The sequence below is a fragment of the Halohasta sp. A2 genome (genome assembly GCF_056175805.1).
Window position 1 is genome coordinate 24,641 of record NZ_JAQFWV010000013.1, and the last position, 25,053, is coordinate 49,693.

Below are 25,053 nucleotides of genomic sequence, written 5' to 3' on the forward strand. Positions count from 1 at the left end.
AATGGTCGACCGCGATTTCCTTAACTTTCAGTCCCATCGCGCGCTGAGATACCCGAACAACGAGCCGCCTCAGACGCCCGGCTGATACTCGCCGAACTCGTCGCGGAACACGTCACAGATCTCCTGGACCGTGGCGTACACCTTGACGGCCTCGATCACCGGTGGCAGGACGTTCTCGCCGCTCGCTGCCGCGTCGGCCACCGCCGCAAGCGCCGCCTCAACGGCCTCGTCATCGCGGTCGGCTTTCACCGATTCCAGTCGGTCGACCTGTCGAGCTTCGTCTTCTTCGTCCGCCGATTCGAGATCCATGTTCGGCTCCTCGTCGACTTCAAATTCATTGACGCCGACGATGATCCGGTCGCCGGTTTCGATCTCCTGTTGGCGTGTATACGCGACGTCCTGGATCTGCTGTTGGACGAAACCGGTCTCAACCGCCCGCAACATCCCACCGCGCTCGTCGATTGTCTCGATGAGCTCGCGGGCTTCGGCCTCCACGTCGTCGGTCAGCGATTCGACGTAGTAACTCCCCGCCAGCGGGTCGATGGTGTCGGCCGCGCCCGACTCGTGGGCGAGGATCTGCTGAGTTCTGAGAGCCGTGCGCACCGACTCCTCGGTCGGCAGCGACAGCGCCTCATCCTTGCCGTTCGTGTGCAGGCTCTGGGTGCCGCCGAGCACCGCTGCGAGCGCCTGATACCCGACCCGAACCACGTTGTTGTCGATCTGCTGGGCCGTCAACGTAGAGCCGCCGGTCTGAGTGTGGAACTTCAGCTGTTTGGATTTGGGGTTCTCCGCGTCGAACCGCTTGTCCATGATCGTCGCCCACAGCCGACGGGCGGCCCGGAACTTCGCGACTTCCTCGAAGATGTTGTTGTGCGCATTGAAGAAAAACGAAAGCTGCGGGGCGAACTCGTCGACATCCTGTCCGGCTTCAATAGCTGCTTCGACGTACTCGATCCCATTTGCAAGGGTAAAGGCGATCTCCTGGGCGGCCGTCGAGCCGGCCTCGCGGATGTGGTAGCCCGAAATCGAGATCGTGTTGAAGTTGGGCACCTCGTCGGCTGCAAACGCGAAGGTGTCGGTGACCAGCCGCATCGACGGCTCCGGTGGGTATATAAACAGATTGCGAGCGATGTACTCCTTCATGATGTCGTTTTGGACCGTCCCCCGGAGTTGGGCACGATCGACGCCCTGCTTGTCGCCGACCGCAATATACATCGCCAGCAGGACGACCGCGGGGGCGTTGATCGTCATACTCGTCGACACCTCGTCGAGCGGAATCCCTTCGAACACGGTCTCGAAATCCGCGAGCGTGTCGATGGCGACGCCCGCCTTGCCGACCTCACCGGCTGCCATCGTGGCGTCCGAGTCGTAGCCCATCTGCGTGGGGAGATCAAAGGCCATCGAAAGGCCCGACGAGCCCTGGTCGATCAGATACTGAAAGCGCTCGTTGGTCTCGCGCGCGGTTCCCATTCCGGCGTACTGCCGCATCGTCCAGAGTCGACCGCGGTGCATCGTGGGATAGACGCCGCGCGTGTAGGGCGCGTGGCCCGGAAAGCCGAGATCGCTCTCGTAATTGAAATCGGCGACATCTGCAGGCGTATACAACCGGTCGACCGACTGGCCGTCGGTGTCGGTGTCGAACTGCGCCTCGCGCTCGCCGAACCGCTCGAGCGTCGGATCGAGCGTTTCGGCTTCCCACTCGGATTTGGCCTCGCGAATCGCCGCGAGCTCCTCGGCGTCGAACATTGTCGACTCCTTGGGCGTGTGGTGTGTTAAAACGGGTTGGCCTTCCAGTCCGAACGGAATTCGGCCAAACGGGGCTCAGGAACCGAAGCCCGCGACACCGCCAGTGCCGCCGTCGGCACGTGTGCCATCGACCGCGTCCTCGACGACGATCGCGTCGAACGCTCGGTCGGTTTCGGCATCCGAATCGACGTAGCCGACCGCAAACACCGTGTAGACTGTCCGACTCTCGGCGTCGATATCGAACCTCGCCGCGGGGTCACCCTGTTGGTCGTCTTCGACCGGAACGACACCCAGGGTGTACTCGCCTCGCCGGAGGGTTTCGGTTGCTGTGCCGCCGAACTCGACGCCCGCCGCCAGCGGCTCGTCGGACTGGGGTTGATTGTCGCTCTCGGATTCCTCAGATCTCTCGGGAGCCTCCGTGACGACGACGTCGACGGTCTCGGCATCGGGCACGGCGTGGAACAGCCGGAGGCGGGCGGTCGCCTGGTCGGGGGCGGTCAGATCGTCTTCGAGAACGTCGACGCTGAAGCCCGTGTCGGTGCCGCCAGCGGCCTCGCCGTAGGCGACCGCCGAGTAGGTGACGTCGGGTTCAACCGCGATCTCCTCGTCAAAGACGACAGTGTCCGGGTCACCGGCGGCGGTGACCTGCAGCCGGTACGTGTCGGGTTCGACTTCCTCGTACGGAACCACCTCGCCGAATTCGAGATCTTCGACGACTGTCTCCTCGTCAAAGATGATGTCGACGTTGGGTGCGTCCGGCGAGCCGTGGGCGACTCGAACCGCACCGAGGCCGTTCTGTTGGTCGTCTGCTGGCTCATCGTCGTCGGATTCGTTTTCGGGTTGCCCACTGCCGGTCGACTCGTCGGTCCGTTCGCCACAGCCAGCCAGCCCACCGAAGGTAACGGCTCCTGCGGCCGCGAGGACGTCTCTGCGTCGTGGGTCGACCATGGGTACGCAGATGTTCTGGGGACAGACCTGTATGAGTTTTTATGCTTCGTCTGACTCTCAGCCCAGTTCGTGAGTCAGCGTTTGGGGCCGGTCGAGTCGACCTGTTAGTGATCGTGTCGAGATCGTCGCGAGGCTTCGCCACGCTTTTCGTCGTTCCCCGAGAGAATTCAGGTATGTTTGGAGGCGGCGGTATGAACCCGCGGAAGATGCAACAGATGATGAAACAGATGGGGATCGACGTCACGGAGATCGACGCTGAGTCGGTCACGATCACGACGGCCGACGGCGAGCAGCTCGTCTTCGACGCACCCGACGTCACCCGAATGGACGCCCAGGGCACCCAGACGTACCAGATCGTCGGCGAGCCCGAGACCCAGGCGGCTGGCGCAGTCGACGACGGCACAGCAAGCAGTACTGGAGATGACGCAGCCAGCGACGAGCCTGCCATCCCCGATGATGACGTTAAGCTAGTCGCCTCGCAGGCCAGCGCGTCGAAAGACGAGGCTCGTGCGGCGCTCGAAGCCGAGGACGGCGATCTCGCCGCAGCGATCTCGCGGCTGAAGTGATCCTCCTTTGTCACGGTGACCGGGAGTACCTCCGCGAGCCCGGTGCTGAACTCCACACCGACCTCGGGATGCTAACTGTCCCCGAAGACGTCGACTCGGGCGACGTACTGGAGACACACATCGGCGAGCGCTTTGTCGCCCGCGAACTGCGCGGACCTGATCTGTTCAACCACCTCGACCGAACTGGCGCACCGATGATGCCCCGCGATATCGGGCTCGTGATCGGTCACACCGGTGCGTCGGCCGCCGACCGCGTCCTCGATGCTGGCACCGGAACCGGAATTCTCTCGGCGTATCTGGGTCGACTCGGTGCCTCGGTGACGACCTACGAGCAGTCCGCGGAGTTCGCCGATGTCGCTCGACAGAACATGGTCACCGCGGGCGTCGCAGAGCGGGTCGACGTCCGAACCGGCGACATCACCGAGGAGATCGCGACGCTCACCGGAGGCGAACCGTTCGATCTGTTGACGCTCGACACCGAGGACGCCCCTGAGATCGTCGCTTCGGCACCCGATCTCCTCGCCTACGGTGGCTTCGTCGCGGTCTACTCGCCGTTCGTCGAGAACTCGCGAAAGACAGTTGCGGCCGCCGAGGAGGCTGGCCTGTCGGGAATCGAGACGGTCGAGACGATCCAGCGCGAGATGACGTTCGACGACCGTGGCTCGCGCCCGTCGACGAAAGGAGTCGGTCATACGGGCTATCTCACGTTCGCGCGCAATAGCGAGTAAGCGGGTGAAACAGACACAACTCAGCGCGAGGACGCCAGATTCTTTGTATCGGCGCTCGAAGAACGTATAATGTCGACGAACGATTCCAGTGCTATCGAGGAAACTGAAACGTGGCCGGAGCTGGCGATCGGCCTCTACGAGCGGCTCACGGGTCGGGGAGCCGAGATCACCTACGAGTTCGAGGATATGCAGATCGACGTTCCCGACCGAATCGGCGACGACGCCGACCACGCCGAGTGGCGGCTCAATGGGACGGTCAAAATTCGGGCCCGCGAACGCGAGCAGTGACGGCCGCCGAGCGGTCGACTGAGGGCCTTCTCATCGACGCCGATCTGACAGTCGAGCTTCCAGAAGCTAGCATCCGGCTCCACAGTGAGGCGGGGACACTCTACGTCGAGACCCCCAGTTTCGCCGCCCTCCGCACGCTTTGGTCGACCGCGACCGGGGAGGCGGTCGACTGGTTTCGACAGTCCGATCTCGTCGACCCCATTCGAATCGAAACGCCCGTGGTCGTTCGTGTCCGTGGGGTCGCTGTCGCCCGCTACCGACCAACCGACCCGCAAGGCCGACTTGCTGGTCTGCTCGCCGCGCGGCTCGAAACCACCCCGTTTCGAATCGATCCCACAGGTGTGCTGCGAGCGGTTGGTCGCCGACTGTGGAACTGAATCGTCGAGACCACACATCTCGAACGAATCAGTGTCTGGCAAAGTGTTATACGGGCCCGATTATCATCAGTAGTTATGATAGATTGGACGCGTCGTCGGCTGCTCGCGACAGGTGGAGCGGTGGCTGCAGGCGGACTGGCGGGCTGTTCGGGCGGCGAGGAGGCCACAGAGAGCGGGACACCGGACGATTCGAACGGTGGAACCGGGGACAGTCGAGGGGATGGCCCGGTACTCGAAGCGATCTCGCTCGAAAACCTCGACGACAGCACCCATTCGGTCGACGTCCTCCTCGAATGGGACGGTGGGATCGAGTACTGGGAGACACACGAGTTGGGTGCGCGGAGCGACGACGACAGTAGCATGGCGCTTGATGTCGAGTGGCCCACAGAACCCGGCGAGTTTCAGTTGACCGTCCGGCTCGACGGCGACACTCGGTCGGGCTTTTCGTCGACCAACCTCTCGGATCGTGACTGTCTGGACCTCGTCGTCCAGATCTCCCGCGAGGCCGAGCTCTCGATTCTGACCGATGTGAGCGGTGGCGACTGCTCGGCGGACTCGGACGACGACTGACTGCCGTTTTATCCTTCGATACAGCCGTTGATCAGCCTGAAAAGCTCCGTGCGAGCCGTGGCCGGATCGATCTCCGATTCGAGGGCTGCGATCAGTTCGGGAGGGCCGCCTTCGGGCGGGCCGACCGGATGCGCACCACCGGTAACGTGGTACTCCTCGTCGACCCAGATGGTCAGATAGGCCTCAATCGGTAGACAGAGCGCTTCGGTGGTGGTCCGATCACTGTCTGTCCGATCACTGTCTGTCTGATCACTGTCTGTCTGATCATGGTCGACGTCTGCACCAGCGAGCGCGGTGCTGTCGAGACAGACCGTCGCCTGGTAGCGCTTTTCGACTCTATTGACTCCCTTTACCGTCCGTTTGGTGTGGTTCTCGGAGCTGATCTCGGTCAGCCCGCGCGCCGCCAACCGGTCGACGAACGCCTTCGAAACCTGCTGGCGAATCAGGGCGCTCAATACCGGCGTCGGCTTGCGGTGGGGATCGATCTGAATCCGGCTGGCGAAAAAGAAGCGCCACGGATGGTCGACGCCCGTCCGTTCGCGGATACGGTCGCGCTGAGACGATTCCTCGTACACACACGTATGGGTCCGCACCGAGAACAGCGGCGTCGAAACCGGTGTGTCGACCGTCAAATCGGTCTGCCGCCAGTCGGCCAACAGCGCCTCGCGCACCGACGGCGGCGGGATCTCCATGCTTAGTGGTCGTCCTCGCGCCACTTGTGTTCACAGTCGGTACAGATGAAAAATCTCGTTTCGCTCTCGTCGGCCGACCGGATCTGCTGCATATACCAGTAGGCTTTGTCGTTGCCACAGTTCGGACAGTGGACGGTCGTACTCGGCAGGCCCTGATCCTCGGCATCGCTCACGTCGACGATTTCGGTGCTGACCTGGCCCTGGGTGGTTGTCATTGCTTGCTCCTGTTTTTCGTTGCGTGACTTGGTTGAGCCACATGATCCACAGACCCACTGGTCGCCCTCGGTCTTCATCATCGAACCGCAGTCGTCACAAAACTCCATTAGCGAACCGAAAGTAGATTCGGACACTTAAACGCCGGGGTTTGGCTGGCTCAGGCGTCGCCGTCCGACTGGCCCGGCTCTCCGAGCGCCTCGATCGGCATCACGTTGTTGAGTTCGGTGCTGAGATCGTCGGCCGACCGAAACGTCTCCCTGTCGGCTTGGCTAATCATGGAGCCGAGGTTCGCTTCACCGTCTGCCAACACGAGCGTCACCTCGTCGAACGTCGATGCGGCCTCGCCTCGCCCTATGGGATAGTCGACTCGGTTGAGGACGTTTTTCACACGGTTGATTTTGATTCTGTCTCTCACACCATCTATAATGGTTCCACACGACTTAGCCGCTCTGCTGGATTTCCTGACAGTATGGCCCACGAGTCGAACCCGGAACGCCGATATAGCCCGACGCAGAACAGTCGGGCGATGAGCCTCACAGACGAGGAGGTCGACCGGCTGGGCGATATCGTCGAACTCCAGCCAACGAAGAACAAGGAGCTACAGGAGCGCTGGGGGCTCGACAGCGGCAAAGAGGTCCACCGGTATCTCGAAGGCCACCTCAAGGAGTACTACTTCCGCGACGACGACAGCCTCATCCGGTCGACAGCCGAGGCCGTCGAACTCACAGGTGTCGAACCGGGTGTCGAACCCCCAACCGAGGGCCAGGGAACCGACGAACCGCCGAGTTCAATCCGGATCTCAACGCTCGAATCGCAGGTGTTTGCGGTCGTCGCCGGACCCGACGAGCGCTCCGAGAGCGTCGTCAGTGTGCTCAACGCCCTTCGAGACGCCTACGACGTCGACCCGGAAGCTGGCGACGTTCGGCGAGCGCTCCAGAGCCTCAAACGCAAGGGCGTGATCGAAGTCATCTATCGGACGGTCCCCACGTTCCGACTCTGTGTCGAGCGAGAATCAGTCGACGTCGAGACGACCGACGAGTGAGCCGTTAGTCGGTCCCTACGTCGGTGTAGTCCGCCTCTGCGTCGGCATGGTCGGTCTCAACATCGCTGGGTCCCGTCTCTGCGTCGCCATAGTCCGTGCCTACCCTCCGGTTTTCACGGTTCGCACGCTCTGCCAACAAGCGCTTGATTCCCTTACCAGGACCGCCCTCGATCGGCCAGCCGCGCGTGCGCCACGCCGGGGGTTCGGGTTCGAACTCCGCACAGGCGTATCGGCAGACCGTCGACGACTGGTGGCGGCCTTTGGCTGCACACCACGGCAACAGTGCCCGTCCGTTGCGCCGAAGCTCGAACTGTCGACAGTCCGGCCGCATCGTCGAATGATAGCTCCGCCAGCCACGACCGTAGGCTCGCTCGGCGAGTTCGAGCCGTCTATCTGCCCGGCTGTCCGGTTCGTCAGCCGACCGGATACGGGTCGGATACCACTCGACGGCCGCTGACTCGGCGTCGACGCCGTCTCGAAAGTCGGTCGTCAGAATCCCGGCTTCGACCGGCAGGGCTTCGAGCAGTGCGGGCTCGACTCGTCGGCCTGTCCGTCGTGTAGCCACCCAGACCTCGTCTGCCAGTGCGCTGTCGACGTCGTATTGGAGTTGGCTAGCCAACTGGCGGGCCGCGCTGGCGTCGAGATCCGGCTTGTTTTCGATCGCGATCAGTCGCTTCACCCAGTTGGGGTACGGCCCGATACGCTTGATCTCGATCCGGTTGCCCACACGTCGCGTCTGGACGATGTCGCGTGCGTCGGCGCGGTGGATCGACTCGCGGACGTAGCGCCACGGGTAGCCAGGGTCTGGCAACGCGTCGCGGTACCACGCCCACTCGGCAGGCGCGTGGCGGACGATATGAAGCAGGTCAGAATCGAGTTCCCGCTCGCCGAACTGCTGGCGTGCGGCCAGTCCTTCGGCGTCAGCTTCGACGACGACCGTATCCCAGCGCCGCCGCTTCGTACCGAACTGGCGGGCAACAAGATGGGCGGGTGGAGCCAACCCTTCTGGTGGCCACGAGAGTTCGGCCCAGCGACAGACCTGCAGTTCGTAGACGAACTCCGAGCGACCGGTCGACACTGGTGATTAGATGTACTCGCCTTCCTCGTCTTTCAGTTCGTCTAAGTGGTCGTGGGCCTCTTTGAGGATCTCTCGGGGGCCGTCCTGGGTGATCGTGTTGAGTGCCTGTTCGTAGTCGCGCCACTGCAGATCCCGATGTTCCTTCGAGAGCTCGGCGCTCGCCTCGAACGAGTGGGCAATAAACAGGTGAACCGTCTTGTGAATGGTCTTGCCGTTGGCCTGAAACACGTAGTCGTAGTCGCGTCGGAACCCGTTTATGAGTCTGAACTCCTCGATACCGGCCTCTTCTGAGACCTCCCTGATCGCTGTCTGCTGGAGCTCCTCGCTTCCTTCGACCCCGCCTTTGGGGAACTCCCAGTCCCCCGGACGGCTTTTGAGGAGCAAATACTCCCGTCGGCCGCGGGTGTCGCGGAAGAGGATCGCACCAGCGCTTATCGCCTCTACCGTCATTAGCAACGGGTATGCGACCGTCTGTTAAGAGGGTGTCGGAGGATATACCAGTCGACTCACGTGAGTACTGCCGTCTCGGTCCCTGATCCTGTCAGTAGCAAGTTACTACTCGATGGTAGTCGACGGCTACTGGCCGTCAAGACGGCCAGTCATGTGGGGAGTCCACACGCTGGCGGACGGTAGATGCGCTTTTGGTGTTCGCGGTCACACTCGTTTGTAGCCACCATGACCTTCGTCACCAAACTCACCTTTCAGTCGGGCGACCGGGCCGTTCTCGACGACACAGTTTCGTCGCTCAAAGCGATGGTCGAGCGCAAGGGCGGCCAGTGTAAAGGCCCCCACACCTCGCCGGCCACGCGACTGCGCGTTCCACAGTATCGGTCGCTCAAACCCGGCTCGACCTTTTCGGGCTGGGACTACACCGTCTACAACCGTCGACTCGATATCCACGGCGCGGATCACATCGCGCGCGAAGTTGGCCATATGGAGTTCCCTGATTCGGTCCACGTCGAAATCGAAGTCGAACAGAAGAAACCGCTCGGCCAGAAGGGAAACTAATCGGCCAACTACGCCGACCGATTCATCGTCGACCGGCCACCGAAATATCGCCGATTGGACCATCGCCTCCCTCCAGTATTTGCCCGATCGACAGATCCAATCCCCTGCCGTAGTTACCAATTCTCTTACCGTAATAACGACATTTCTATCAACCTCTGATCCAGATTTAATATATGCCGATCGTCAGTACCTCGATGACCCCCCGGCTTAGGGACGATATCGATTCCTTCGCCGAGACCTACGGGTACAGCGGCCGCAGCGAGGTGGTTCGTGAGGCCTGCAAGTCGTTGCTCGCGACCTACCGACCGACGTCGACGACCAACGGCTCGTCGGGCCGAACGGCAGCGGCAAAAGCACGCTACTTGAACTCATGTTGGGACTTCGCGAGCCCAACAGCGGAAACGTGCGATTGTTCGGCGAACCCGCCACCGAGTTCTCTTCTGGCGAGCGGCTCGGCTACGTTCCACAGGACGCGACGACCGCGGCCCGCCGAATGCCAGTGACCGTCCGCGAGATCGTCAGGATGGGTCGCTACCCCCGCCGTCTCCTCGGGCGGTTCTCCGACGACGACCGCCGTGCGGTCGACGCGGCCCTCCGGCAGGTCGACATCACGGACCTCGCCGACCGGCGGGTCGGACGACTCTCGGGCGGCCAGCGACAGCGCGTGTTTATCGCTCGTGCGCTCGCCGCCGAGACCGACCTGCTGGCGCTCGACGAGCCTGCGGTCGGCGTGGACGCCGACTCCAGGGAACGCTTCTACGAACTGCTCGCCGACCTCAACGCCTCGGGGCTGACGATCCTGCTGGTCGAACACGACATCGGCGTCGTCACGACCTACGCCACCGAGATCGCCTGTCTCAACCGCCAGCTGTACTTCGACGGTGACCCCGCCGAGTTCGTCGCCACCGACGCGCTCGCCGCGGCCTACGGCTCCGACCAACACGTCCTCCACCACGATCACTAATGTTCGGACACATACTCTCCACATCGTCGGTGCTGGTCGCGCCGGTCGACGCTCTCTGGCACCTGTTCAGGTGGCTGCTCACCGACGTGTACGGGGCCGGAATGGACCTCCTCGCGGGGCTCTTCGGCGTGCGGATGCTCGGCTATCCCTACATGCAGCGGGCGTATCTCGCGGCGGTCTGTATCGCCGCCATCGGCCCGCTGGTTGGCACGTTTCTCGTCCACCGCGAGCTCTCGATGCTCAGCGATACGCTCGCCCACACTGCCTTCGCTGGCGTCGCCGTCGGCCTGTTTCTCAACGCGACGTTCTCGCTGTCGCTGTCGCCGCTGTCGACGGCACTCGTCGTCGCCGTCGGCACGGCGCTGTTGGTCGAACTCCTGATTGACCACGCGGATGCCCACAGCGACACCTCGCTGGCGATTGTGCTGACCGGCGGGTTCGCTCTCGGCAGCGTACTCATCACCGCGACCGACGGAGGGATCGCCGTCAGCATCGACGCCTACCTGTTCGGCAGCCTCTCGACGGTCTCGACCGACCACGTCGCCGCGCTCGTCGTGACGAGCCTCCTCGTCGGGGGCGTCGTCACGGTGGCCTACCGCCCGCTGCTGTACGTCACCGTCGACGCGACCGCCGCGCGGGCCGCCCGGCTGAACGTCCGGCTTTATAAACGATTGCTGGTCGTGCTCACCGCGCTGGTCGTCGTGGGCGCGATGCGGATCATGGGCGTCATCCTCGTCGCGGCGATGCTCGTCGTCCCGGTCGCCGCGGCCGCCGTCGTCGCCCGGAGCTTCAGGCAGTCGATCCTGCTGGCGGTGCTGGCCGCCGAGTTCGCCGCGCTCGCGGGGGTGACCCTCGCCTACAGCTACGGCCTCGCCGCCGGAGGATCCATCGTGCTCTCGGCGATCGGCCTCTACACCGTCGTGCTGGTGGCCGACCGAGTCGATACTGCGGCCGCGGCACAATTCGTCCGGCAGCGTCGACGCGCCCCCGCGCGATCCCACGGAGGGATCGAAGCTGACGGGGGAGACGAGGAATCGTAGCTTTATTTCCGTCGGTCGTCTTGACGGGGTATGAGCGACACCGAAACCCCCAACGACGACCTCCGGGCACTCCGCCGAGAGCTTCACCGCCACCCCGAACCCGCGTGGTGTGAGTTCTACACCACCGCCCGGCTGATCCAGGAACTCCGCGCCCGCGACATTGACGACCTCCTGTACGGCCCCGAGATTCACGCTGCGGATCAGCGCCTCAACGTCCCCGACGAGTCGATCCGCACCGAGTGGCTCGACCGGGCCCGCGAAGCCGGAGCCGACGAGGGGATTTTAAAAGAGATCGGCGAGGGGTTCACCGGCGCGGTGGCAGTCGTCGAACGAGGATCGGGCCCCACCGTCGCGCTGCGAGTCGACATCGACGCCCTCCCGATCCTCGAATCGGACGACCCGGACCACCACCCCGCCGCCGAAGGATTCAGGTCGGAAAACGAGGGCTTCATGCACGCCTGCGGTCACGACGCCCACGCGACCATCGGCCTCGGGGTGCTCGACGCGGTCCTCGACAGCGACTTTGCGGGCACGTTTAAATTGATCTTCCAGCCAAGCGAGGAGCAAATATCGGGCGGCAAGCCGATGGCCGAATCCGGGGTTCTCGACGACGTCGACTACTTGCTCGCGCTCCACATTGGCCTCGATCACCCCTCGGGGCAGGTCGTCGCCGGAATCGACGATTTTCTGGCGGTTACGCAGTTCCGCGTCGAGTTCGCAGGCGAGTCAGCTCACGCCGGAGCGCGGCCGGAGTCGGGCGCGAACGCCGTCCAAGCGATGGCAGCGGCGGTCCAGAACCTCTATTCGATCCCACGGCACTCGGAGGGTGAGACCAGAGTCAACGCGGGGCTCGTCGGCGGCGGAACGGCTAACAACATCGTTCCCGAGCACGCGTTTATCGACGGTGAGGTTCGCGGCGAAACCACCGCACTGATGGCCTACATGTGGGACCACGCCCAGCGCATTCTCGATTCAGCCGCCGACATGCACGCCTGCGAGGCCGATATTCAGATGCTCGGCGAGGCTCCCAGTGCCGAGAGCGACCAGGCGCTGGTCGACATCGTCGCGGGCGTCGCGGGCCGAACCGCGGGCGTCGACGACGTGCTCGAACGCGACAGCCTCGGCGGCAGCGAGGACGCCACCTTCCTGATGCAAAAGGTCCAAAACCAGGGCGGGCTGGCCGCGTACGTCGGCGTCGGCACCGACCACCCCGGCGGCCACCACACCCCGACGTTCGACGTCGACGAGCGGGATATCGCAATCGCAATCGACGTACTCTCGGCGTCGATTCAGGAGATCGCGTCGAGTCGCCCCGAAGCGTAACCTCACCTTCACCGAATCCGACCAGTACGAACACCGAAGAGGGCTCGGACCGAATCGGGGAGACGAATGTCCTCCGCTACGCAGTTCGAATCGACCGACTGGCTCACCCTCGGCGACGACGAACAGGTCGAGTGGGCCGGTCGACCCTCTTTATTTACAATCGTGCCACAACTGCTGGTCGCCGCCGTGGTTGCAGTCGGTGGTGCGCTCGCTGTCTCAGCGCTCGAATCGATCATCGAACAACTCCCGGCGATCGTCTACCTCCTCCCGCTGGTCATGGCGATCTCGATTCTGTTGGTCGTGCTACTGGGCTGGTACCGCGTTCAGTACGTGATCACGTCGAAACGAGTCTACATCAAACGCGGGTTCGTTTCGCGAGACGTCGATCAGATCCGACTCTCGCGGATTCAGAACACCTCACTGTCACAGTCGCTGTTCGAACGCGTGTTGGGCTACGGCGATGTGGTCGCCTACACGGCCGGCAGCGACACGCTGGATATCGAACTCCGTTCGGTCCCCAATCCGACGCGCGTCAATCGGACGCTCTCGCGGCTGCTGACCCACCCCGACAACGAGCCGGTCGGCCTATAGGGGGACACACCTTTTTGCACTCGACGGTTCTACAAGGAGTATGCGAATCATTGTCGTTGGCTACGGCCGTGTCGGCTCGCGGACTGCCCGTGTTCTCGCCGAAGAAGGCTACGACGTGGTGGTCGTCGACAACGATCATCTCAAAGTCGAACGCGCCCGCGAGCGAGGACTCACTGTTGTCGAAGGCGACGGCTCCGATGAAGACGTCCTCGTGGAAGCGGGAATAGAGCAGGCCGACGCGCTAGGAGGTATTACTGGCGACGTCGAAACCAACCATCAGATCTGTCTGATCGGCAAAAACTACGGCTGTCGGACCGTGATGCGGATCAGCGAGGACGTGAGTACGGACGTCTACGAGACGTACATCGCCGATGCCGACGAGGTGATCTATCCCCAGCGGCTCGGCGCAGCAGGCGCAAAAACCGCGCTCCTCGGCGGGAGCCTCAACGCGATCGGCGATCTGACCGAACAGCTCCAGCTAACTGTGTTCACGGTCGACGAGGCGTCGCCGGTCGTTGGCGGTCGCATCTCGGAGATCGAGCTACCGGCGAACGCCCGGCTCTACGCTCACGGCCGCAGACGCGAACCGATGACGATCCCGTTGCCGACGACGACCGTCGAAGCTGGCGATCGACTGGCGTTTGTCACCGAACAGGACGCCCGCGACGAGATCGAATCGCTCCTGCTCAAGACTGCATGAGATGGGCCGACTGCTTCGCACATGCACCCGAGAACGTCACCGTCGACCGGATTCGGACGGTTCTCGCCGAGCATCGTTCACCCAGCGATGAGGCTCCCCAGCGGTCGACGGACCAAACAGCCAGCGAGCCAGCCGAGCCACAGCCCACCCGCGTGGTCGCCGACGCTGACGTGCTGGCGGCCGACTGCTGTCTCGACGGCGACGCGCGGGCGGCGCTCGATCTACTCCGCCAGCATTCGTGGACGACGCTTGTCGCCAGCGACTATCTGCTCGACGACACCGAGGCGGTCATCGAAACAGTCGCCGACGCCGGGCTGGCTGCCGCCTGGCGCGAGCGAATCGATGAGTGGCGCGAGCCTGTCGACCAACCCACGGGCGACCACCCGGCGTTAGCATCCGCCTACCGCGGGGGTGCGATGCAGGTGCTTTCGTTCGACGACCAGCTAACCAGTTCGTCCGCGGGAGCCACGCTCCACAACCGATTTCCGGTGAGCCTTCGGCCACCGGATGCGTTCGTGCTCCTGTTCGACCCCGAAAGCCTCTACGAGGAAACGCAGTCGGGCGAGTATCCCGGTCCCGACCGAGATCCGCGAGCGTAGGCTCACAGTCCGATTCTTTTATAAAAGTATTCGTCGACTACTGCGCTGGCCGAGTTAGAGGCCGATGTTGAGCGCGTACGGCCACGGCACGGAGGCGACGACGAGAAAGCCGACTGCAGCCCCCGCGCCGTAGACGTTCTTCAGGAACTGGGTCATCTCGTTCTGTTTGTCCTCCTCATCGGCGGTCCAGAAGTCGTGCATCATGGCTCCCGAGACGAGCAGGAAGACGGCCAGTGCGCCCGCACCGATCGTCGCGAACACGCCCAACACGAGCGACAGTCCACTGGCGATCAGTAGCCCACCGCTCAGAAGGACCGAAGCGCGTGGCACTGGCAGTCCCTTGAACTCGGCGTAGCCCGCCATCGCATCGGTGTCGGTGAAGTGGTTGATTCCGGTAAACGCGAGCACGCCGCCGAACAGGATTCGAGCGAGCAGGAACAGCTCGCCTGCGCCTGCGGCTTCGAAAAGCATCAGGCGCTCACCGCCTGTTGCGTACCATCTGTCGACTGTCTGTGCCCGGCTGTAGATAGTGGTTGCATTACGTTACCGACTACACACCCGGAATATATCGTTTCCCGGACATGAACGTCACCAGATAACCCCTGTGTCACCGCCTCACGGAATCGTCTCTAATCGAACACTACCGCTGGTCGACCCAGTCGGCGAACTTCGCCAGCGCCCGGCCGCGGTGCGAAAGAGCGTTTTTCTCTTCGGAGGAGCGTTCGGCGAACGTAGAGCCGCCGTGTTCGAAGATCGGATCGTAGCCGAAGCCGCCATCGCCACGCGGTTCGACGATCTGGCCTCGAACCGAGCCGACGAACAGTTTGACCGGCAACGCGTCGCTATCGTCACCCGCATCAGCTCCGGCCGCGGCGGCTGCGCTATCTTCCGCGGCAGCGGCTGCGCGATCATCCCGGTCGACTGGATCGGGCGAGGCCGCAAACGGTTCGCCGTCGCAGTAGGCCATCACACACCGGAACGACGCCGCGCGATCATCCCGGTCGACCGTCTGGGCGAGGTCCCAAACCTGTTCGATACCCAGTTTATCCTCGACGTACGAGGAGTAGGGTCCCGGAAAGCCCTCAAAGGCGTTTATAAAGAGCCCCGAATCGTCGACGACAACCGGCTCGCCGACCTCGCGGTAGGCCTCGCGTGCGCCCTCGGCGGCGATGGCTTCGAGCGACGGGCTCTGGATCTCGGTGTAGTCGTAGTCGTAACCCTCGACCGTCTCGTCGCCCAGATACTCACGGGCTTCGTGGAGTTTGCCGGGATTGGTCGTCACGTAGTAGAGCATACTCGTCGGTTCGGTCGACAGCGCAAATTCTCGTCGGTTTGAAAAACGGGAGGCTGGATAATCGCGATACCGTTCGTCTTCAGTCGTCGACGATGACTTCGACTGGCTCGTCGGCCTCGGCGGTGTCGTCGGTCGACTCCTCGGCGTTCCCGCTTCGTTCCTGGTAGAGCAGTGCGCCCGCGACGCCCAACAGCAGCCACGATCGCCAGTTGGCGAGGTTCAGCGTGTAGCCGATGCCGAACGGCTTTTTCACCAGCATCCCCTTGTCGGGCTGGAAGTACGACGAGAGCATTCGACCGATCGAGGGGCGCTCGAAGTTGTACGGGATGCCGAGAATCTGACCAGAGTCTGGTTTGTCGACCATACCCCCCTCTTCGAGCGTTAGCGTAATGAAAATTCGCCTTCTCAATCCGACAACACGTTTCTCAGTCCAATAGCTCCTCGTCGCCTCTCCGACCCGTTTGTCGGCTGACCTCCCCGACTTTGGTGAGTACTCGCCGATCGGGGTCGTACTCGACACCTGTGAAGTTGAACGCCGCGACCACCAGCAGTTCAGTGCTCACCTGCGAGTCATCGATCCGGCCATCACGTTCGAGCGTCCGTCTCAGCCGTTCTTCGAGCGCCCCGAAGCCGTCGACGGCCGCCTGCTGTTGGGTGAGCCTTTCGCTGGCCTCGACCAGCGAACTCGCCCGTGTGAGCCACACTTCACCGAAGGTTCCAGGTCCGTCGGTTGTCGAAACGTCGACTACCGTCTCAGCCGCGAGCACCGCCGGTGACTCGCGAAACGACGGCGGAACCGCCGCTGGCGACGATTCGTCCGCACTGAGTTCGCTGTGGGTAGCCGACACTGTCTCGACGGCCGTCGACAGCCCGTCGAGCGCGATCTCGGCTGCCCACTCGAACAGCGCATCGACGTCCGGCTCGGTATAAATTGGATCCAAACTCCCGACCGCCATGGCAACCGAACCCGTTAGTTCGGGGTATGGCTCGCCCGCGATTTCGAGCACAGGATGGTCGGCTGCTTCGTCGACGAACGTCCAGAGGTCGGCGAACGCCGGCGCGCAGAAGTTGTGTCTGAGTCGCTCGCTGGCAGGAACGACACCCGGCGCGCGGTGGTCTTCGACCGATGGAACACCGAGTTCGGAACGGTCGGCAATCGCCTCGGGCGTCGGATTCTCGGCGAGCAGGCCGACCTCGGTCGACAGCGAGACCAGCGAGCGCGCGAGATCGGTGAGTCCGGCGTTGGCGGCCCGGTTGCTGAGAACGTCGAGTCTGTCGGCCGCGCGTGCATACTGGTCGACCGCCGCCTCGATGGAACCACGGGCGGCCGTCTCGTCTGCAGTCGCGAGGTGTCGACGAAGCCGAGCCAGCGAGCGGGCGATCTCGGCGCGCTGGTAACGGTCGTCTGCCAGTTCGATCGGAGGGACAGTCGCGTTGAGATGCGTCCGCGTCGCTCGGAGCAGCCGGAGGCTTCGAACGATCGTTCGACGGGCGTCGGTGTCGACGGTTGGTGGCGGCCGCTCGCCGTAACAGTCGTCGATCGCCGCGATCACCACCGCTGCTGTGTCGTGGAGCAGCCCCTCGATGGCTGTCCCCAGTCGGGCGGTCTCGCTAGCGTACGTCGATGCATCGGCGGTGACGCGCCGCTTGCCACTGGTCGTAGCCTTGCTGTGCGCTTGCTCTCCGGTCGCTTTTCGCCGGTTCTCGCTCGTCTTTTTCGCGTCGACCGCGATATCGTACGCACGGCGGTAGGCCTCGATTGCCGACAAATAGGCGACCAGCGCGTGCTGATGGTCGCCGGTTTTCAGTGCGTGGTCGCCCGCCTGCACCGAGTACCAGCCGTCGGCGGCGGCCGCCCGGATCGTCGACAGCGCGGTGTCGAACCCTTCGCCAGACTCCTCGGCGACCAACCGGTCCACCAGTCGCTGGACCAACTGATACTGGTCGGGTCTGTTGGGCTCTCTCGGCATTTCTCCGTCGCCAAGCAGCTGATCGAGTCGGGCAAACAGCGGCCCCAACACGTCAAAGACGCTCTTTGCACTCCGTTCGCGTCCACGGAGCACTGCCGCGGCCACCGAGCCGATCGTCGGCGCGGCGAGTTCGAGCGCAGCGGCGGTTCGTGACTGGGCCGTCTCGGGATCGTCGGTTTGCGAGGCTTCGTCGGCCGCCGACAGTTGGAGTGCCGCCCCTGCGGTCAGCGTGCTTCGCGCAGCCGCGCTGCCGAGTCGACCCCAAACGTGGGTTACTCGACTCTGGAGCCCGTTGTTTCTTCTCACGAGCGTATCGAGCTCCTCGGCGGTATCGAGTGCCAGTTTGTTGTCGACCATGCGAGTGGCCGCCCGATCGACGAGCCGACTGGCGGTCGCTACCGACTCGGAATCGTCGGCCGCAGCGGTTTGCTCACTGGTTTCATCGATCCCTGATTCTTCGATCTCACGCCGTGAGCCGTCGTCTCGACGGCGTTCGACCCAGTTGTCGACCCGGTCGACGAGCTGGTAGATACGCTCGACGAACCGATCGCGGAGTCGTTCGAACCGCTCGGACCCCCCGCGGCCGATCGCGTCGACACCGAGGCTAAACGCCAGCCCGCAGCCGACACCGACGACAAACAGGCTCGGGTTGCCGATGCCAAACAGCGCGACTGCCCGCGAGCCCAGCGGAACCGCCACCGCGAGCGCAACCACGGCCGTCGCCTCGATCGCGAACCGCGTGGTCGAGTTGAGCTCGCGGGGTTCGGTCGACCGGTGCGGGCCGTACTCTGCGCCGAGTTCGGCCGCAAAGACGCTTGCGGGCACGACCACCCCACCGAGCAGTCCGGCCAGCAACATCACCACGAACAGCTGTGGATCGTCGACGACGAGGATTCCGGCCGTGCCGCCGACGATGGCGACCACGAGCCCGCCGACCGATGCAAACGGTCCCAACTCGTCGAGCGAGACGCCACTAACCAGGAGCCACGTGGCGGCGATTCCGAGCGCGTACCCCATCATAGACGTCGAGATCGACGGCAGCCACCACGACCCGAGAACCGCGACCGAACTGGTTGCAACAACGAGCACGGTCGACAGTGCCACCATAGCCGCCGAGAGCGTCGGGTTCGAAAGTCGGTTCTGGGAAGTCCACAGCGCACCGGCCGCACCGCCTGCGAGCACCCCGAGAGCAAGCGGGGTCTGTCGCGGGGCGACGGCTCCCGCCGCACCCAGCGTCATTGCACCGATTACTACCCACCGGAGTCGACCGATCTGTGTGCTCATTCGATCTCCCATCAGAAAATGGCCGAACACCAACCCCGGTACACCGCGATTGTCGCTTCCCACTGACTACTGCGCTCGGTCGACTCGTTGTACAGTACCACCACGTGCTGGCCGGGCTCGGAGATATCGAACACACGCTCGACCGAGTCGACCTCGCGTCGTTCGAACAGCGTCTGGTCGGCAGCATCGACCACGGTCAGGCTGGGACCGGGGCCATCGAGTCGTCGACAGCGAACGTAGAGCCGTTCGTTCGACACGGCGTCAGCGTCGTACCGTCGTTGGCCTCCGCGGTCGACCGTTTCGCGGCCGTCGAACACGGGTTCGCAGCGCGCGTCACCCAGACAACCAGCCACTGTCGTCGCGCCGACTGTGGCCGCGGCCAACAGTGACCGACGACTGACTGTCTGTCGAACCATACTGTATTCCTGTCAGCGACTGGCTTAAGCGTCAGCCATTGCCTCAGGTATCGTTTCGTTACTGATAGCGGCCACGACCCTCGATGGTCGCCAGCCGGTCGACAACGGCTTGTCGGCCCGTTTGGGTGTAGCCCTTCATCACGGCCGCCGTGAGCGGTTCGGGATCGTCGGCGGTCGCTTCGAGGCTCTGACGGAAGACGTGGAGGTCCATTGCGTGGTCCTCGACGTGACCGGTATAAAAACCGAGGCCGAAGTCGATCAGCCACGTCCGCTCGCCGAGTCGGACGTTTCGGGTCGTGGGATCGCCGTGGACGAACCCGGCTTCGTGGATCGCCGCGAGGTGTCGACCCACGTCGCGCACGGGCTCTATGGCGAGCGTGGCGGCCAGATCGTGGTCGCCGACGTGTTCGAACCAGATGGTCGACTCGGCGGGGTCGACCTCCCAGACGAGTGGCGTCGGCACCCCCGCCCGGCGGGCCTGCGAGGTGAGTCTGGCCTCGGCAGTCGTCCGTTCGGCTCGCAGCGTCTCGTCCAACCGAGGGTGACGATACGGTTTGGGTATCCTCCGTTTGCGGACGCATCGGGCAGGTAGGCTTCGGCCAGTCTCCGAAGGATCGACCACGTCGACGACGGCTTCGGCCCCACGCTGAGTGCCGGTCGTCGGTTCGGCAGTCGCGGACTCACCGGTCGACAATTCCGCAGCTGCGAGCCCGCGGGCCACTGACTGCTCGTCGACCCGCCACGTTACGGGGACCTGGTCGGGCCGGAAGTTGGGGTCGACCGTCGACTCGGCAATAGCGAGCCTGTCGCCAGCCGCGAACTGTTTCGCGCCGAGCACAGCGATCATTCCGGCGTTGTCACGCAGCAATCGCGGCTCAGGGACGTGAAATTTGGCCCCACGCTCGGTACACATCGTTTCGAGCATCGATTGAAGGCGGCCGTTTTGCCCAACGCCGCCGCCGAGAACGAGTTCGTCGGTTCCCGTCAGCGATAGCGCGCGCTCGGAAACCTCGGTCAGCATCGCGAACACGTGTTCTTGGAGCGAAAAACAGATGTCTTCGATCGCCTCGCCGTCGTCTGCGGCCTGTTTGGCTGCGCTCATAATGCCGGAAAACGAGAAATCCATCCCCTTTACCACATACGGGAGGTCGATGAACTCGCCGTCTTCGGCTGCTCGTTCGATTTTTGGGCCACCCGGGTGGCTCCAGCCGACGTGGCGGGTGAACTTGTCCAAGGCGTTGCCGACGCCGGTGTCCATCGTCTCGCCGAGCACGCGGTACCGGCCGTTGTGGTAGCCTAAGAGGTGCGCATTGGCACCCGAAGCGTTGAGACACACCGGCGACTCGAAGCCCGATTGGTGTCGACCGATCTCGAGATGCGCGACCATGTGATTGACGCCCACGAGCGGGACGCCCAGGCTCTGGGCGGCCGCGCGGGCGGCCGTTCCCACCGTTCGCAGACAGGGGCCGAGCCCTGGCCCCTGCGAGAAGGCCACTGCGTCGATATCGTACCGGTTGGATGCGCTGTCACTTTCGGCTGTTTCAGCAGCGTGTGTTAGCACGCGGTCGACGACCTGTGGGATGGTCTCGCCCATGTGTTCAGCAGCCTCGCGCGGATGAATGCCGCCGCTGTCGGGCTGGTAGGGATCGCTCTCGATGAAAATCTCGTCCTCGGCGTCGTCGTAAAGCGCGGCGCTGGCGGCCCAGGCGGTCCCTTCGATGCCGAGAACGCGCATCAGGCGCGGTTAGGCTTCCTCTGCGCCTGCTTCGGCGTCGCCCTCGTCGATCTTGTTGCGTTCGAGCATGTGGTCCTGTTCGACGTCACGAGCGAACGCGGGTGACTCGTACACCTTTGCGTAGCCGACCGTTTTGCGCATGCCGAAGGCGGTATCGAGCTCGTGGACGACGACCTCGTCGGAGTCCTTGTCGAGTTTCGCCGCGAGGCTGTCGCGGACCGACAGTCGTGAAGGGGTGTTCTCGTCGTGTACGGTTTCGAACCGGATGTCGGTGCGGTGCAGCATGGGGTTCTCCTCTTCGGAGATGATAGTAACGTCCATGATCAGTTGATTATATCTCCTCGGGAACGCTGTAAAAGGATTTCGAAGCCCCACCGGAACCCGGCGTTCGCACGGTGTTAGCCGTCGACTATCGCCAGCGCGGCCTCGGTGTCGCCGTCGAACCGTTCGAGCAGTCGACGCGCTTCGGCGGTTAGTGACTCACCAGCGACGACGTGGACCATCCCTGCGCCGGGCTGGCCGTAGATCACACTCGATCCAAGCGGCGCGAGCACGATCGCCGGCAGGGTCGCCAGATCCTCCTCACCGTCGACGAGAATCGTCACCGGTTCGGTGGCCTCGATCGCCTCGCGGAGCGCGACCAACAGCACTTCGGAGAGTTCGGCCGGGGGGTTCGAAACCCGGCGTGTGCTGCCGTCGGGATCGGCGAGCGCGGCCGCGATCTCGTCGTCGACCGTTTCGCGCTCGGTTTTACCATCGATCACCGCCACATCGGGCCGACGGCCGGCCTCCAAGAGGTGGTAGGTGACGACATCACCAACCGCAACGAGCACGGTCTCGTTTTCGACATCTGCGGCCGCTTCGTCGACGGCCGACAGCAAGCTCTCGGTATCAGTAAAAACAGGGCCGAACGGCGTTTTAAAAGCAGTACGGAGCGAGTCGGGCAGCGAGATCACAGGTTAGCGGACCTTGAGCGCGTAGCTTCCGGGTTCGGTGACCTTCATTTCTGTTGCGATCTCGCTCTGTTCGGGGTGTGGGATGATGACGTAGCCCGCCCAGTCTTCGGTCACACTCGACGAGCCACAGTTCACGCAGTTCTGGAGGTCCGCCTCGTTGACGAAGTGACACTCCCGACAGGCGAGCCGCGATTTCGCCATCTAGGTTCCCTCCGAGGTAGCTTCCTGCTGGCGTCTGGCCCGGCCGCTTTCGAGCCAGGTGTGTTTGCCCAGCCCAGGCTGTTTGGCGGTCAGCCCGATTTTCGAGTCACGGGGGTTCCGCTCATCGATGCTCTTGGTGACGACACGCACGCGAACGGGGTCGTCGACGCCGAGCGTCTGGCTCGATTCGGTCGAGGCGAGCTGTTGGTTCTCGCCATCGAACGCGAGGTATTCATCGGAGATTTGGGAGACGTGGAGCAGCCCGTCGACCGGGCCGATGCCGACGAACGCGCCGAATTCGACGACCTCGACGACCGTCCCGTCGACGACCTCCTGCATGTCAGGGTCGAACGTGATCGCGTCGAACTCGGCCTCGTAGTAGACGCCGGGGCGGTTCGGGAGGACCGTACCCTCGCCGATGTCGTGTACCTCGGCGATAGAGACGACACTGCCAACGTCCTCGTCCATCCGTCCTTCTAGTTTGTCCTGCAGCAGGTGTTTGACCCGCTGTGGAGTTACATCCGCCAACTGCCGGGGCGGTACTTCAACTGTGTCTTTGAGTCGTACCCGTTTGTACATATTATGGTTCTGTTATCCCGAGTCTGTTTTGCCCCCGCACACCGATGACGCGCACGCCGCGGGACAGCAGGCGGTCGCGCAAGGGGCGATCGTTCGTGACGACGCAGTCGAACACGCCGGTTTCGGCGAGTTCGACCACTGCATCGTCCGCATACGGTTCGTTCGTTTCGACTACACGACACCGACCGGCAAGATCTTTTCCCACTCGCGCCGCAGTCGCTTGCTTGCCGTTTCCGTCCGACAGCGACTCCAACTCGTCGACGACGGCCTGGGGAACCAGATAGTCGGCCATACCGGGACCGAGCAGTCGGTCGAGTTCGTCGAACACACGGACACCGAGTTCGACCGGCATCATCAGTGCGTTCGTATCCAGGCCAACCGAGACCATCTCACTCCGTGAGCGTGCCGACGCCGATCAGCCGCCAGCGCGCACCAACGCGCCGGTTGATCGCGATCTTCGCGCCTTCGGGTGCACAGACCGGCCGTTTGAGTTTGACCTCACACTCACCCGAGCGCGCACTCGTCACCGCACCGACTGTGGTCGCGGTGCCGACGGTGAGCATCAGCGGCTCGCCGGTCGAGATCTGGTCGACCTCGTCGTTTTCACCGACGACGCGGTCGAGGAGTTCGACATCCATCTCGAAGGCTTCGCGCGTCGGCGGCAGGCTGCCGGGCGTCCCGGCGACCTGGCCACCGAGCGCGTCGCCCTTGGCCAGACTGGGGTCGAGTCCGGTGCCGACACCGATGAGCCCGCCGGGCGTCACCGAGTCGACGCTCTGACTGCCGGCCTGCAGCGAGCGGATCGACGTCTCGATGTCCTGCCACTCGGTTTTACCGCCTTCGTCGACCTCGCGGCCGGGCCGAAGCTGAATGTCGTCGCCTTTCTCGAACTCGCCAGCGACGAGACTGCCGCCGACGACGCCACCCAAGAGGTTCTCCCAGGTCGTGCCGGGGCGATTGATGTCGAAACTCCGGGCGACATACATCCGGGCGTCTTCTCCCTCGGTCCGTTCGGGCGTCGGAATCGTCTCTTCGATCGCACCGATGAGGAGATCCATGTTGACCTCCTGTTGGGCGCTGATCGGGACGATGGGGGCGTCTTCGGCGACCGTGCCCTCAACGAACTCCTGGATCTGGCCGTAGTGATCGACCGCCCGATCGCGGTCGACGAGGTCGACTTTGTTCTGGGCGATGACGATGTTCTCAATGCCGATGATATCGAGCGCCATCAGATGTTCTTCTGTCTGTGACTGCGGGACGTCTTCGGTCGCAGAGACGACCAGGACGGCCCCGTCCATCAGCGAGGCACCCGACAGCATCGTCGCCATCAGTGTCTCGTGGCCGGGCGCGTCCACGAATGACACCGTTCGCAGGGGCTCGCTCGGTGTGCCGTCGTCGCACTCGTCTTTGACGGTATAACAGTCAGGCTCCTCGACGCCGGGACATTTGCGGAACGTCGCGTCCGCGTATCCCAGTCGGATCGAGATGCCGCGTTTCATCTCCTCTGAGTGTTGATCGGTCCACGAACCGCTCAGTGCCTGCACGAGCGTCGTTTTCCCGTGGTCGACGTGACCGACGAGTCCGATGTTCACCTCCGGTTGTGTTGTCTCTTGTGTCACCATTGACCTCCGTAAAGCAGTCTTGTGCAGAATTCGCCCCGAACGACTGATAAAGTTGCTGTTCTCTCGGCGGATCGCCACCGGTTGGCGCACTTGGGGGTTCAGAACTGCTCGCGGTAGTATCGACCGAACGCTCGCCGCCGAACAGTTGCGGCCGCAGCCGCGGGCTCTGCCTGGTAGCTGGCGGCGACTACGGTCTCGGCGAAGCCAACGGGATGCCAGACGACACTGTCGACAGTGTCGCTGCCGACGAGATCGGCCGTCCACTCGCGGTCATCACACCAGTCGTCGAACTCGGCTCGCGAGCCGTGAACGACCCGTAGCAGCGACGCAAACAGCGCATCGCGGGCGGTTTCGATCACCTCGCCGGTGACGCGGTCGTCGTACTCGGGGGTATCGAACGCCATCGCTTTGGCGGTCTCTTTGACGACGGTTTGGGCAACTGATCCCGAAGAGTCGTACGCCTCGGCGGCGGCCTCGACCGTTTCGAACTCGTACACGCCATCGGTTTGCATGGCGTCGA

At 63.6% G+C, this 25,053-nt stretch carries 33 protein-coding genes and 1 pseudogene; 14 read left to right on the forward strand and 20 right to left on the reverse strand.

Translation table 11 applies throughout. The annotated features are described in order from the left end of the window. Positions 1–69: 69 nt before the first annotated feature. Both O2S87_RS05990 and O2S87_RS05995 read right to left on the reverse strand, forming a co-directional pair. Complete coding sequence (locus tag O2S87_RS05990) at positions 70–1,746, reverse strand: acyl-CoA mutase large subunit family protein (protein ID WP_475407888.1); 1,677 nt, start codon at positions 1,744–1,746, stop codon at positions 70–72. A 75-nt stretch (positions 1,747–1,821) separates the two neighbouring features. Further along, positions 1,822–2,694, reverse strand: coding sequence for a DUF4397 domain-containing protein (locus O2S87_RS05995; protein WP_475407889.1), 873 nt, complete (start codon positions 2,692–2,694; stop codon positions 1,822–1,824). Between the two features lie 173 nt (positions 2,695–2,867). On the opposite strand from O2S87_RS05995, the gene O2S87_RS06000 reads away from it, so the two are divergent. From O2S87_RS06000 to O2S87_RS06020, 5 genes are all read left to right on the forward strand, one after another. Next, the gene (locus tag O2S87_RS06000; protein WP_475407890.1) at positions 2,868–3,260 is read left to right on the forward strand and encodes a nascent polypeptide-associated complex protein; all 393 of its coding nucleotides are present in this window, start codon (positions 2,868–2,870) and stop codon (positions 3,258–3,260) included. Then, positions 3,257–3,988 carry a methyltransferase domain-containing protein gene (locus tag O2S87_RS06005; protein WP_475407891.1) on the forward strand — a complete coding sequence of 244 codons (732 nt, stop codon included), beginning with the start codon at positions 3,257–3,259 and terminating at the stop codon, positions 3,986–3,988. Before O2S87_RS06000 ends, O2S87_RS06005 begins: the two co-directional genes overlap by 4 nt. Positions 3,989–4,057: 69 nt before the next feature. Beyond that, positions 4,058–4,276, forward strand: a complete 219-nt coding sequence (locus O2S87_RS06010) for a hypothetical protein (protein ID WP_475407892.1) — start codon at positions 4,058–4,060, stop codon at positions 4,274–4,276. After that, positions 4,273–4,653 carry a hypothetical protein gene (locus O2S87_RS06015; RefSeq protein WP_475407893.1) on the forward strand — a complete coding sequence of 127 codons (381 nt, stop codon included), beginning with the start codon at positions 4,273–4,275 and terminating at the stop codon, positions 4,651–4,653. The genes O2S87_RS06010 and O2S87_RS06015 overlap by 4 nt, the downstream gene beginning before the upstream one ends. A 75-nt stretch (positions 4,654–4,728) precedes the next feature. Further along, positions 4,729–5,223: a hypothetical protein gene (locus tag O2S87_RS06020; RefSeq protein ID WP_475407894.1), complete on the forward strand. Its 495-nt coding sequence runs from the start codon at positions 4,729–4,731 to the stop codon at positions 5,221–5,223. Positions 5,224–5,231: 8 nt separating this feature from the next. Here the strand turns inward: O2S87_RS06020 and O2S87_RS06025 are convergent, their stop codons facing one another. The 3 genes from O2S87_RS06025 to O2S87_RS06035 are packed head-to-tail and all read right to left on the reverse strand — an operon-like array spanning position 5,232 to position 6,546. Then, positions 5,232–5,915: a DUF6517 family protein gene (locus O2S87_RS06025; protein WP_475407895.1), complete on the reverse strand. Its 684-nt coding sequence runs from the start codon at positions 5,913–5,915 to the stop codon at positions 5,232–5,234. Between the two features lie 2 nt (positions 5,916–5,917). Next, on the reverse strand, positions 5,918–6,238 hold the full coding sequence (locus O2S87_RS06030) for a transcription factor S (protein WP_475407896.1): 321 nt from the start codon (positions 6,236–6,238) through the stop codon (positions 5,918–5,920). 50 nt (positions 6,239–6,288) lie between these two features. Further along, entirely contained in the window at positions 6,289–6,546 is a 258-nt protein-coding gene (locus tag O2S87_RS06035) for a DUF5789 family protein (protein ID WP_475407897.1), read from the reverse strand. A gap of 111 nt (positions 6,547–6,657) precedes the next feature. On the opposite strand from O2S87_RS06035, the gene O2S87_RS06040 reads away from it, so the two are divergent. Continuing rightward, positions 6,658–7,173 carry a DUF5797 family protein gene (locus tag O2S87_RS06040; RefSeq protein ID WP_475407898.1) on the forward strand — a complete coding sequence of 172 codons (516 nt, stop codon included), beginning with the start codon at positions 6,658–6,660 and terminating at the stop codon, positions 7,171–7,173. Positions 7,174–7,177: 4 nt separating this feature from the next. On the opposite strand, the gene O2S87_RS06045 is transcribed toward O2S87_RS06040, so the two are convergent. Both O2S87_RS06045 and O2S87_RS06050 read right to left on the reverse strand, forming a co-directional pair. Beyond that, on the reverse strand, positions 7,178–8,251 hold the full coding sequence (locus O2S87_RS06045; protein ID WP_475407899.1) for a DUF5787 family protein: 1,074 nt from the start codon (positions 8,249–8,251) through the stop codon (positions 7,178–7,180). A 6-nt stretch (positions 8,252–8,257) separates the two neighbouring features. Further along, entirely contained in the window at positions 8,258–8,701 is a 444-nt protein-coding gene (locus O2S87_RS06050) for a bis(5'-nucleosyl)-tetraphosphatase (protein ID WP_475407900.1), read from the reverse strand. 225 nt (positions 8,702–8,926) lie between these two features. Between O2S87_RS06050 and O2S87_RS06055 the strand changes: the two genes are divergently transcribed. From O2S87_RS06055 to O2S87_RS06090, 8 genes and pseudogenes are all read left to right on the forward strand, one after another. After that, positions 8,927–9,259, forward strand: coding sequence for a 30S ribosomal protein S10 (locus O2S87_RS06055; RefSeq protein ID WP_475407901.1), 333 nt, complete (start codon positions 8,927–8,929; stop codon positions 9,257–9,259). A gap of 194 nt (positions 9,260–9,453) precedes the next feature. Further along, a pseudogene (locus O2S87_RS06060) lies at positions 9,454–9,570 on the forward strand (ribbon-helix-helix domain-containing protein); the annotation flags it as partial. Further along, positions 9,537–10,223 (forward strand): metal ABC transporter ATP-binding protein, encoded by a 687-nt coding sequence (locus tag O2S87_RS06065; protein WP_475407934.1) that lies wholly within the window; start codon positions 9,537–9,539, stop codon positions 10,221–10,223. The pseudogene O2S87_RS06060 and the gene O2S87_RS06065, both read left to right, overlap by 34 nt. A 101-nt stretch (positions 10,224–10,324) precedes the next feature. Continuing rightward, the gene (locus O2S87_RS06070; RefSeq protein WP_475407935.1) at positions 10,325–11,263 is read left to right on the forward strand and encodes a metal ABC transporter permease; all 939 of its coding nucleotides are present in this window, start codon (positions 10,325–10,327) and stop codon (positions 11,261–11,263) included. Between the two features lie 30 nt (positions 11,264–11,293). Further along, positions 11,294–12,586, forward strand: coding sequence for an amidohydrolase (locus O2S87_RS06075; RefSeq protein WP_475407902.1), 1,293 nt, complete (start codon positions 11,294–11,296; stop codon positions 12,584–12,586). A gap of 66 nt (positions 12,587–12,652) precedes the next feature. Beyond that, on the forward strand, positions 12,653–13,177 hold the full coding sequence (locus tag O2S87_RS06080) for a PH domain-containing protein (RefSeq protein WP_475407903.1): 525 nt from the start codon (positions 12,653–12,655) through the stop codon (positions 13,175–13,177). 40 nt (positions 13,178–13,217) lie between these two features. Beyond that, on the forward strand, positions 13,218–13,877 hold the full coding sequence (locus tag O2S87_RS06085) for a potassium channel family protein (RefSeq protein WP_475407904.1): 660 nt from the start codon (positions 13,218–13,220) through the stop codon (positions 13,875–13,877). Beyond that, positions 13,874–14,476, forward strand: a complete 603-nt coding sequence (locus O2S87_RS06090; RefSeq protein ID WP_475407905.1) for a DUF7384 family protein — start codon at positions 13,874–13,876, stop codon at positions 14,474–14,476. The genes O2S87_RS06085 and O2S87_RS06090 overlap by 4 nt, the downstream gene beginning before the upstream one ends. Before the next feature lie 54 nt (positions 14,477–14,530). On the opposite strand, the gene O2S87_RS06095 is transcribed toward O2S87_RS06090, so the two are convergent. The 13 genes from O2S87_RS06095 to O2S87_RS06155 all read right to left on the reverse strand — a co-directional run bounded on the left by O2S87_RS06095 (position 14,531) and on the right by O2S87_RS06155 (position 25,045). Next, positions 14,531–14,947 carry a DoxX family protein gene (locus tag O2S87_RS06095; protein ID WP_475407906.1) on the reverse strand — a complete coding sequence of 139 codons (417 nt, stop codon included), beginning with the start codon at positions 14,945–14,947 and terminating at the stop codon, positions 14,531–14,533. 169 nt (positions 14,948–15,116) lie between these two features. Continuing rightward, positions 15,117–15,770, reverse strand: a complete 654-nt coding sequence (locus tag O2S87_RS06100; protein ID WP_475407907.1) for a non-canonical purine NTP pyrophosphatase — start codon at positions 15,768–15,770, stop codon at positions 15,117–15,119. A gap of 79 nt (positions 15,771–15,849) precedes the next feature. Continuing rightward, positions 15,850–16,134 (reverse strand): DUF5808 domain-containing protein, encoded by a 285-nt coding sequence (locus O2S87_RS06105; RefSeq protein WP_475407908.1) that lies wholly within the window; start codon positions 16,132–16,134, stop codon positions 15,850–15,852. A gap of 61 nt (positions 16,135–16,195) precedes the next feature. After that, positions 16,196–19,024 (reverse strand): hypothetical protein, encoded by a 2,829-nt coding sequence (locus O2S87_RS06110; protein ID WP_475407909.1) that lies wholly within the window; start codon positions 19,022–19,024, stop codon positions 16,196–16,198. Positions 19,025–19,035: 11 nt separating this feature from the next. Then, positions 19,036–19,440 carry a hypothetical protein gene (locus tag O2S87_RS06115; RefSeq protein WP_475407910.1) on the reverse strand — a complete coding sequence of 135 codons (405 nt, stop codon included), beginning with the start codon at positions 19,438–19,440 and terminating at the stop codon, positions 19,036–19,038. A gap of 58 nt (positions 19,441–19,498) precedes the next feature. After that, positions 19,499–21,175 (reverse strand): bifunctional N(6)-L-threonylcarbamoyladenine synthase/serine/threonine protein kinase, encoded by a 1,677-nt coding sequence (locus O2S87_RS06120; protein WP_475407911.1) that lies wholly within the window; start codon positions 21,173–21,175, stop codon positions 19,499–19,501. A gap of 9 nt (positions 21,176–21,184) precedes the next feature. Next, complete coding sequence (locus O2S87_RS06125) at positions 21,185–21,496, reverse strand: 30S ribosomal protein S24e (RefSeq protein WP_475407912.1); 312 nt, start codon at positions 21,494–21,496, stop codon at positions 21,185–21,187. 77 nt (positions 21,497–21,573) lie between these two features. Further along, complete coding sequence (locus tag O2S87_RS06130; RefSeq protein ID WP_475407913.1) at positions 21,574–22,131, reverse strand: GTP-dependent dephospho-CoA kinase family protein; 558 nt, start codon at positions 22,129–22,131, stop codon at positions 21,574–21,576. Positions 22,132–22,134: 3 nt separating this feature from the next. Beyond that, on the reverse strand, positions 22,135–22,332 hold the full coding sequence (gene spt4, locus O2S87_RS06135; protein ID WP_475407914.1) for a transcription elongation factor subunit Spt4: 198 nt from the start codon (positions 22,330–22,332) through the stop codon (positions 22,135–22,137). Beyond that, a complete protein-coding gene (locus O2S87_RS06140; RefSeq protein ID WP_475407915.1) occupies positions 22,333–22,911 on the reverse strand; it encodes a DNA-directed RNA polymerase in 579 nt (192 codons plus the stop codon). 1 nt (position 22,912) lies between these two features. After that, positions 22,913–23,299, reverse strand: a complete 387-nt coding sequence (locus O2S87_RS06145; RefSeq protein ID WP_475407916.1) for a PIN domain-containing protein — start codon at positions 23,297–23,299, stop codon at positions 22,913–22,915. A 1-nt stretch (position 23,300) separates the two neighbouring features. Beyond that, positions 23,301–24,533, reverse strand: a complete 1,233-nt coding sequence (locus O2S87_RS06150; protein WP_475407917.1) for a translation initiation factor IF-2 subunit gamma — start codon at positions 24,531–24,533, stop codon at positions 23,301–23,303. A gap of 98 nt (positions 24,534–24,631) precedes the next feature. Continuing rightward, positions 24,632–25,045, reverse strand: coding sequence for a DUF5809 family protein (locus O2S87_RS06155; RefSeq protein ID WP_475407918.1), 414 nt, complete (start codon positions 25,043–25,045; stop codon positions 24,632–24,634). Positions 25,046–25,053 lie beyond the last annotated feature (8 nt).

Excerpts from the sequence above, each read along its gene's own strand:
- O2S87_RS05990 (WP_475407888.1), bottom strand. The coding sequence starts at position 1,746 with ATGTTCGACGCCGAGGAGCTCGCGGCGATTCGCGAGGCCAAATCCGAG.
- O2S87_RS05995 (WP_475407889.1), bottom strand. The coding sequence starts at position 2,694 with ATGGTCGACCCACGACGCAGAGACGTCCTCGCGGCCGCAGGAGCCGTT.
- O2S87_RS06000 (WP_475407890.1), top strand. The coding sequence starts at position 2,868 with ATGTTTGGAGGCGGCGGTATGAACCCGCGGAAGATGCAACAGATGATG.
- O2S87_RS06010 (WP_475407892.1), top strand. The coding sequence starts at position 4,058 with ATGTCGACGAACGATTCCAGTGCTATCGAGGAAACTGAAACGTGGCCG.
- O2S87_RS06020 (WP_475407894.1), top strand. The coding sequence starts at position 4,729 with ATGATAGATTGGACGCGTCGTCGGCTGCTCGCGACAGGTGGAGCGGTG.
- O2S87_RS06025 (WP_475407895.1), bottom strand. The coding sequence starts at position 5,915 with ATGGAGATCCCGCCGCCGTCGGTGCGCGAGGCGCTGTTGGCCGACTGG.
- O2S87_RS06030 (WP_475407896.1), bottom strand. The coding sequence starts at position 6,238 with ATGGAGTTTTGTGACGACTGCGGTTCGATGATGAAGACCGAGGGCGAC.
- O2S87_RS06040 (WP_475407898.1), top strand. The coding sequence starts at position 6,658 with ATGAGCCTCACAGACGAGGAGGTCGACCGGCTGGGCGATATCGTCGAA.
- O2S87_RS06050 (WP_475407900.1), bottom strand. The coding sequence starts at position 8,701 with ATGACGGTAGAGGCGATAAGCGCTGGTGCGATCCTCTTCCGCGACACC.
- O2S87_RS06055 (WP_475407901.1), top strand. The coding sequence starts at position 8,927 with ATGACCTTCGTCACCAAACTCACCTTTCAGTCGGGCGACCGGGCCGTT.
- O2S87_RS06070 (WP_475407935.1), top strand. The coding sequence starts at position 10,325 with ATGGACCTCCTCGCGGGGCTCTTCGGCGTGCGGATGCTCGGCTATCCC.
- O2S87_RS06075 (WP_475407902.1), top strand. The coding sequence starts at position 11,294 with ATGAGCGACACCGAAACCCCCAACGACGACCTCCGGGCACTCCGCCGA.
- O2S87_RS06080 (WP_475407903.1), top strand. The coding sequence starts at position 12,653 with ATGTCCTCCGCTACGCAGTTCGAATCGACCGACTGGCTCACCCTCGGC.
- O2S87_RS06085 (WP_475407904.1), top strand. The coding sequence starts at position 13,218 with ATGCGAATCATTGTCGTTGGCTACGGCCGTGTCGGCTCGCGGACTGCC.
- O2S87_RS06090 (WP_475407905.1), top strand. The coding sequence starts at position 13,874 with ATGAGATGGGCCGACTGCTTCGCACATGCACCCGAGAACGTCACCGTC.
- O2S87_RS06095 (WP_475407906.1), bottom strand. The coding sequence starts at position 14,947 with ATGCTTTTCGAAGCCGCAGGCGCAGGCGAGCTGTTCCTGCTCGCTCGA.
- O2S87_RS06100 (WP_475407907.1), bottom strand. The coding sequence starts at position 15,770 with ATGCTCTACTACGTGACGACCAATCCCGGCAAACTCCACGAAGCCCGT.
- O2S87_RS06105 (WP_475407908.1), bottom strand. The coding sequence starts at position 16,134 with ATGGTCGACAAACCAGACTCTGGTCAGATTCTCGGCATCCCGTACAAC.
- O2S87_RS06110 (WP_475407909.1), bottom strand. The coding sequence starts at position 19,024 with ATGAGCACACAGATCGGTCGACTCCGGTGGGTAGTAATCGGTGCAATG.
- O2S87_RS06115 (WP_475407910.1), bottom strand. The coding sequence starts at position 19,440 with ATGGTTCGACAGACAGTCAGTCGTCGGTCACTGTTGGCCGCGGCCACA.
- O2S87_RS06120 (WP_475407911.1), bottom strand. The coding sequence starts at position 21,175 with ATGCGCGTTCTCGGCATCGAAGGGACCGCCTGGGCCGCCAGCGCCGCG.
- O2S87_RS06125 (WP_475407912.1), bottom strand. The coding sequence starts at position 21,496 with ATGGACGTTACTATCATCTCCGAAGAGGAGAACCCCATGCTGCACCGC.
- spt4 (WP_475407914.1), bottom strand. The coding sequence starts at position 22,332 with ATGGCGAAATCGCGGCTCGCCTGTCGGGAGTGTCACTTCGTCAACGAG.
- O2S87_RS06140 (WP_475407915.1), bottom strand. The coding sequence starts at position 22,911 with ATGTACAAACGGGTACGACTCAAAGACACAGTTGAAGTACCGCCCCGG.
- O2S87_RS06145 (WP_475407916.1), bottom strand. The coding sequence starts at position 23,299 with ATGGTCTCGGTTGGCCTGGATACGAACGCACTGATGATGCCGGTCGAA.
- O2S87_RS06150 (WP_475407917.1), bottom strand. The coding sequence starts at position 24,533 with ATGGTGACACAAGAGACAACACAACCGGAGGTGAACATCGGACTCGTC.
- O2S87_RS06155 (WP_475407918.1), bottom strand. The coding sequence starts at position 25,045 with ATGCAAACCGATGGCGTGTACGAGTTCGAAACGGTCGAGGCCGCCGCC.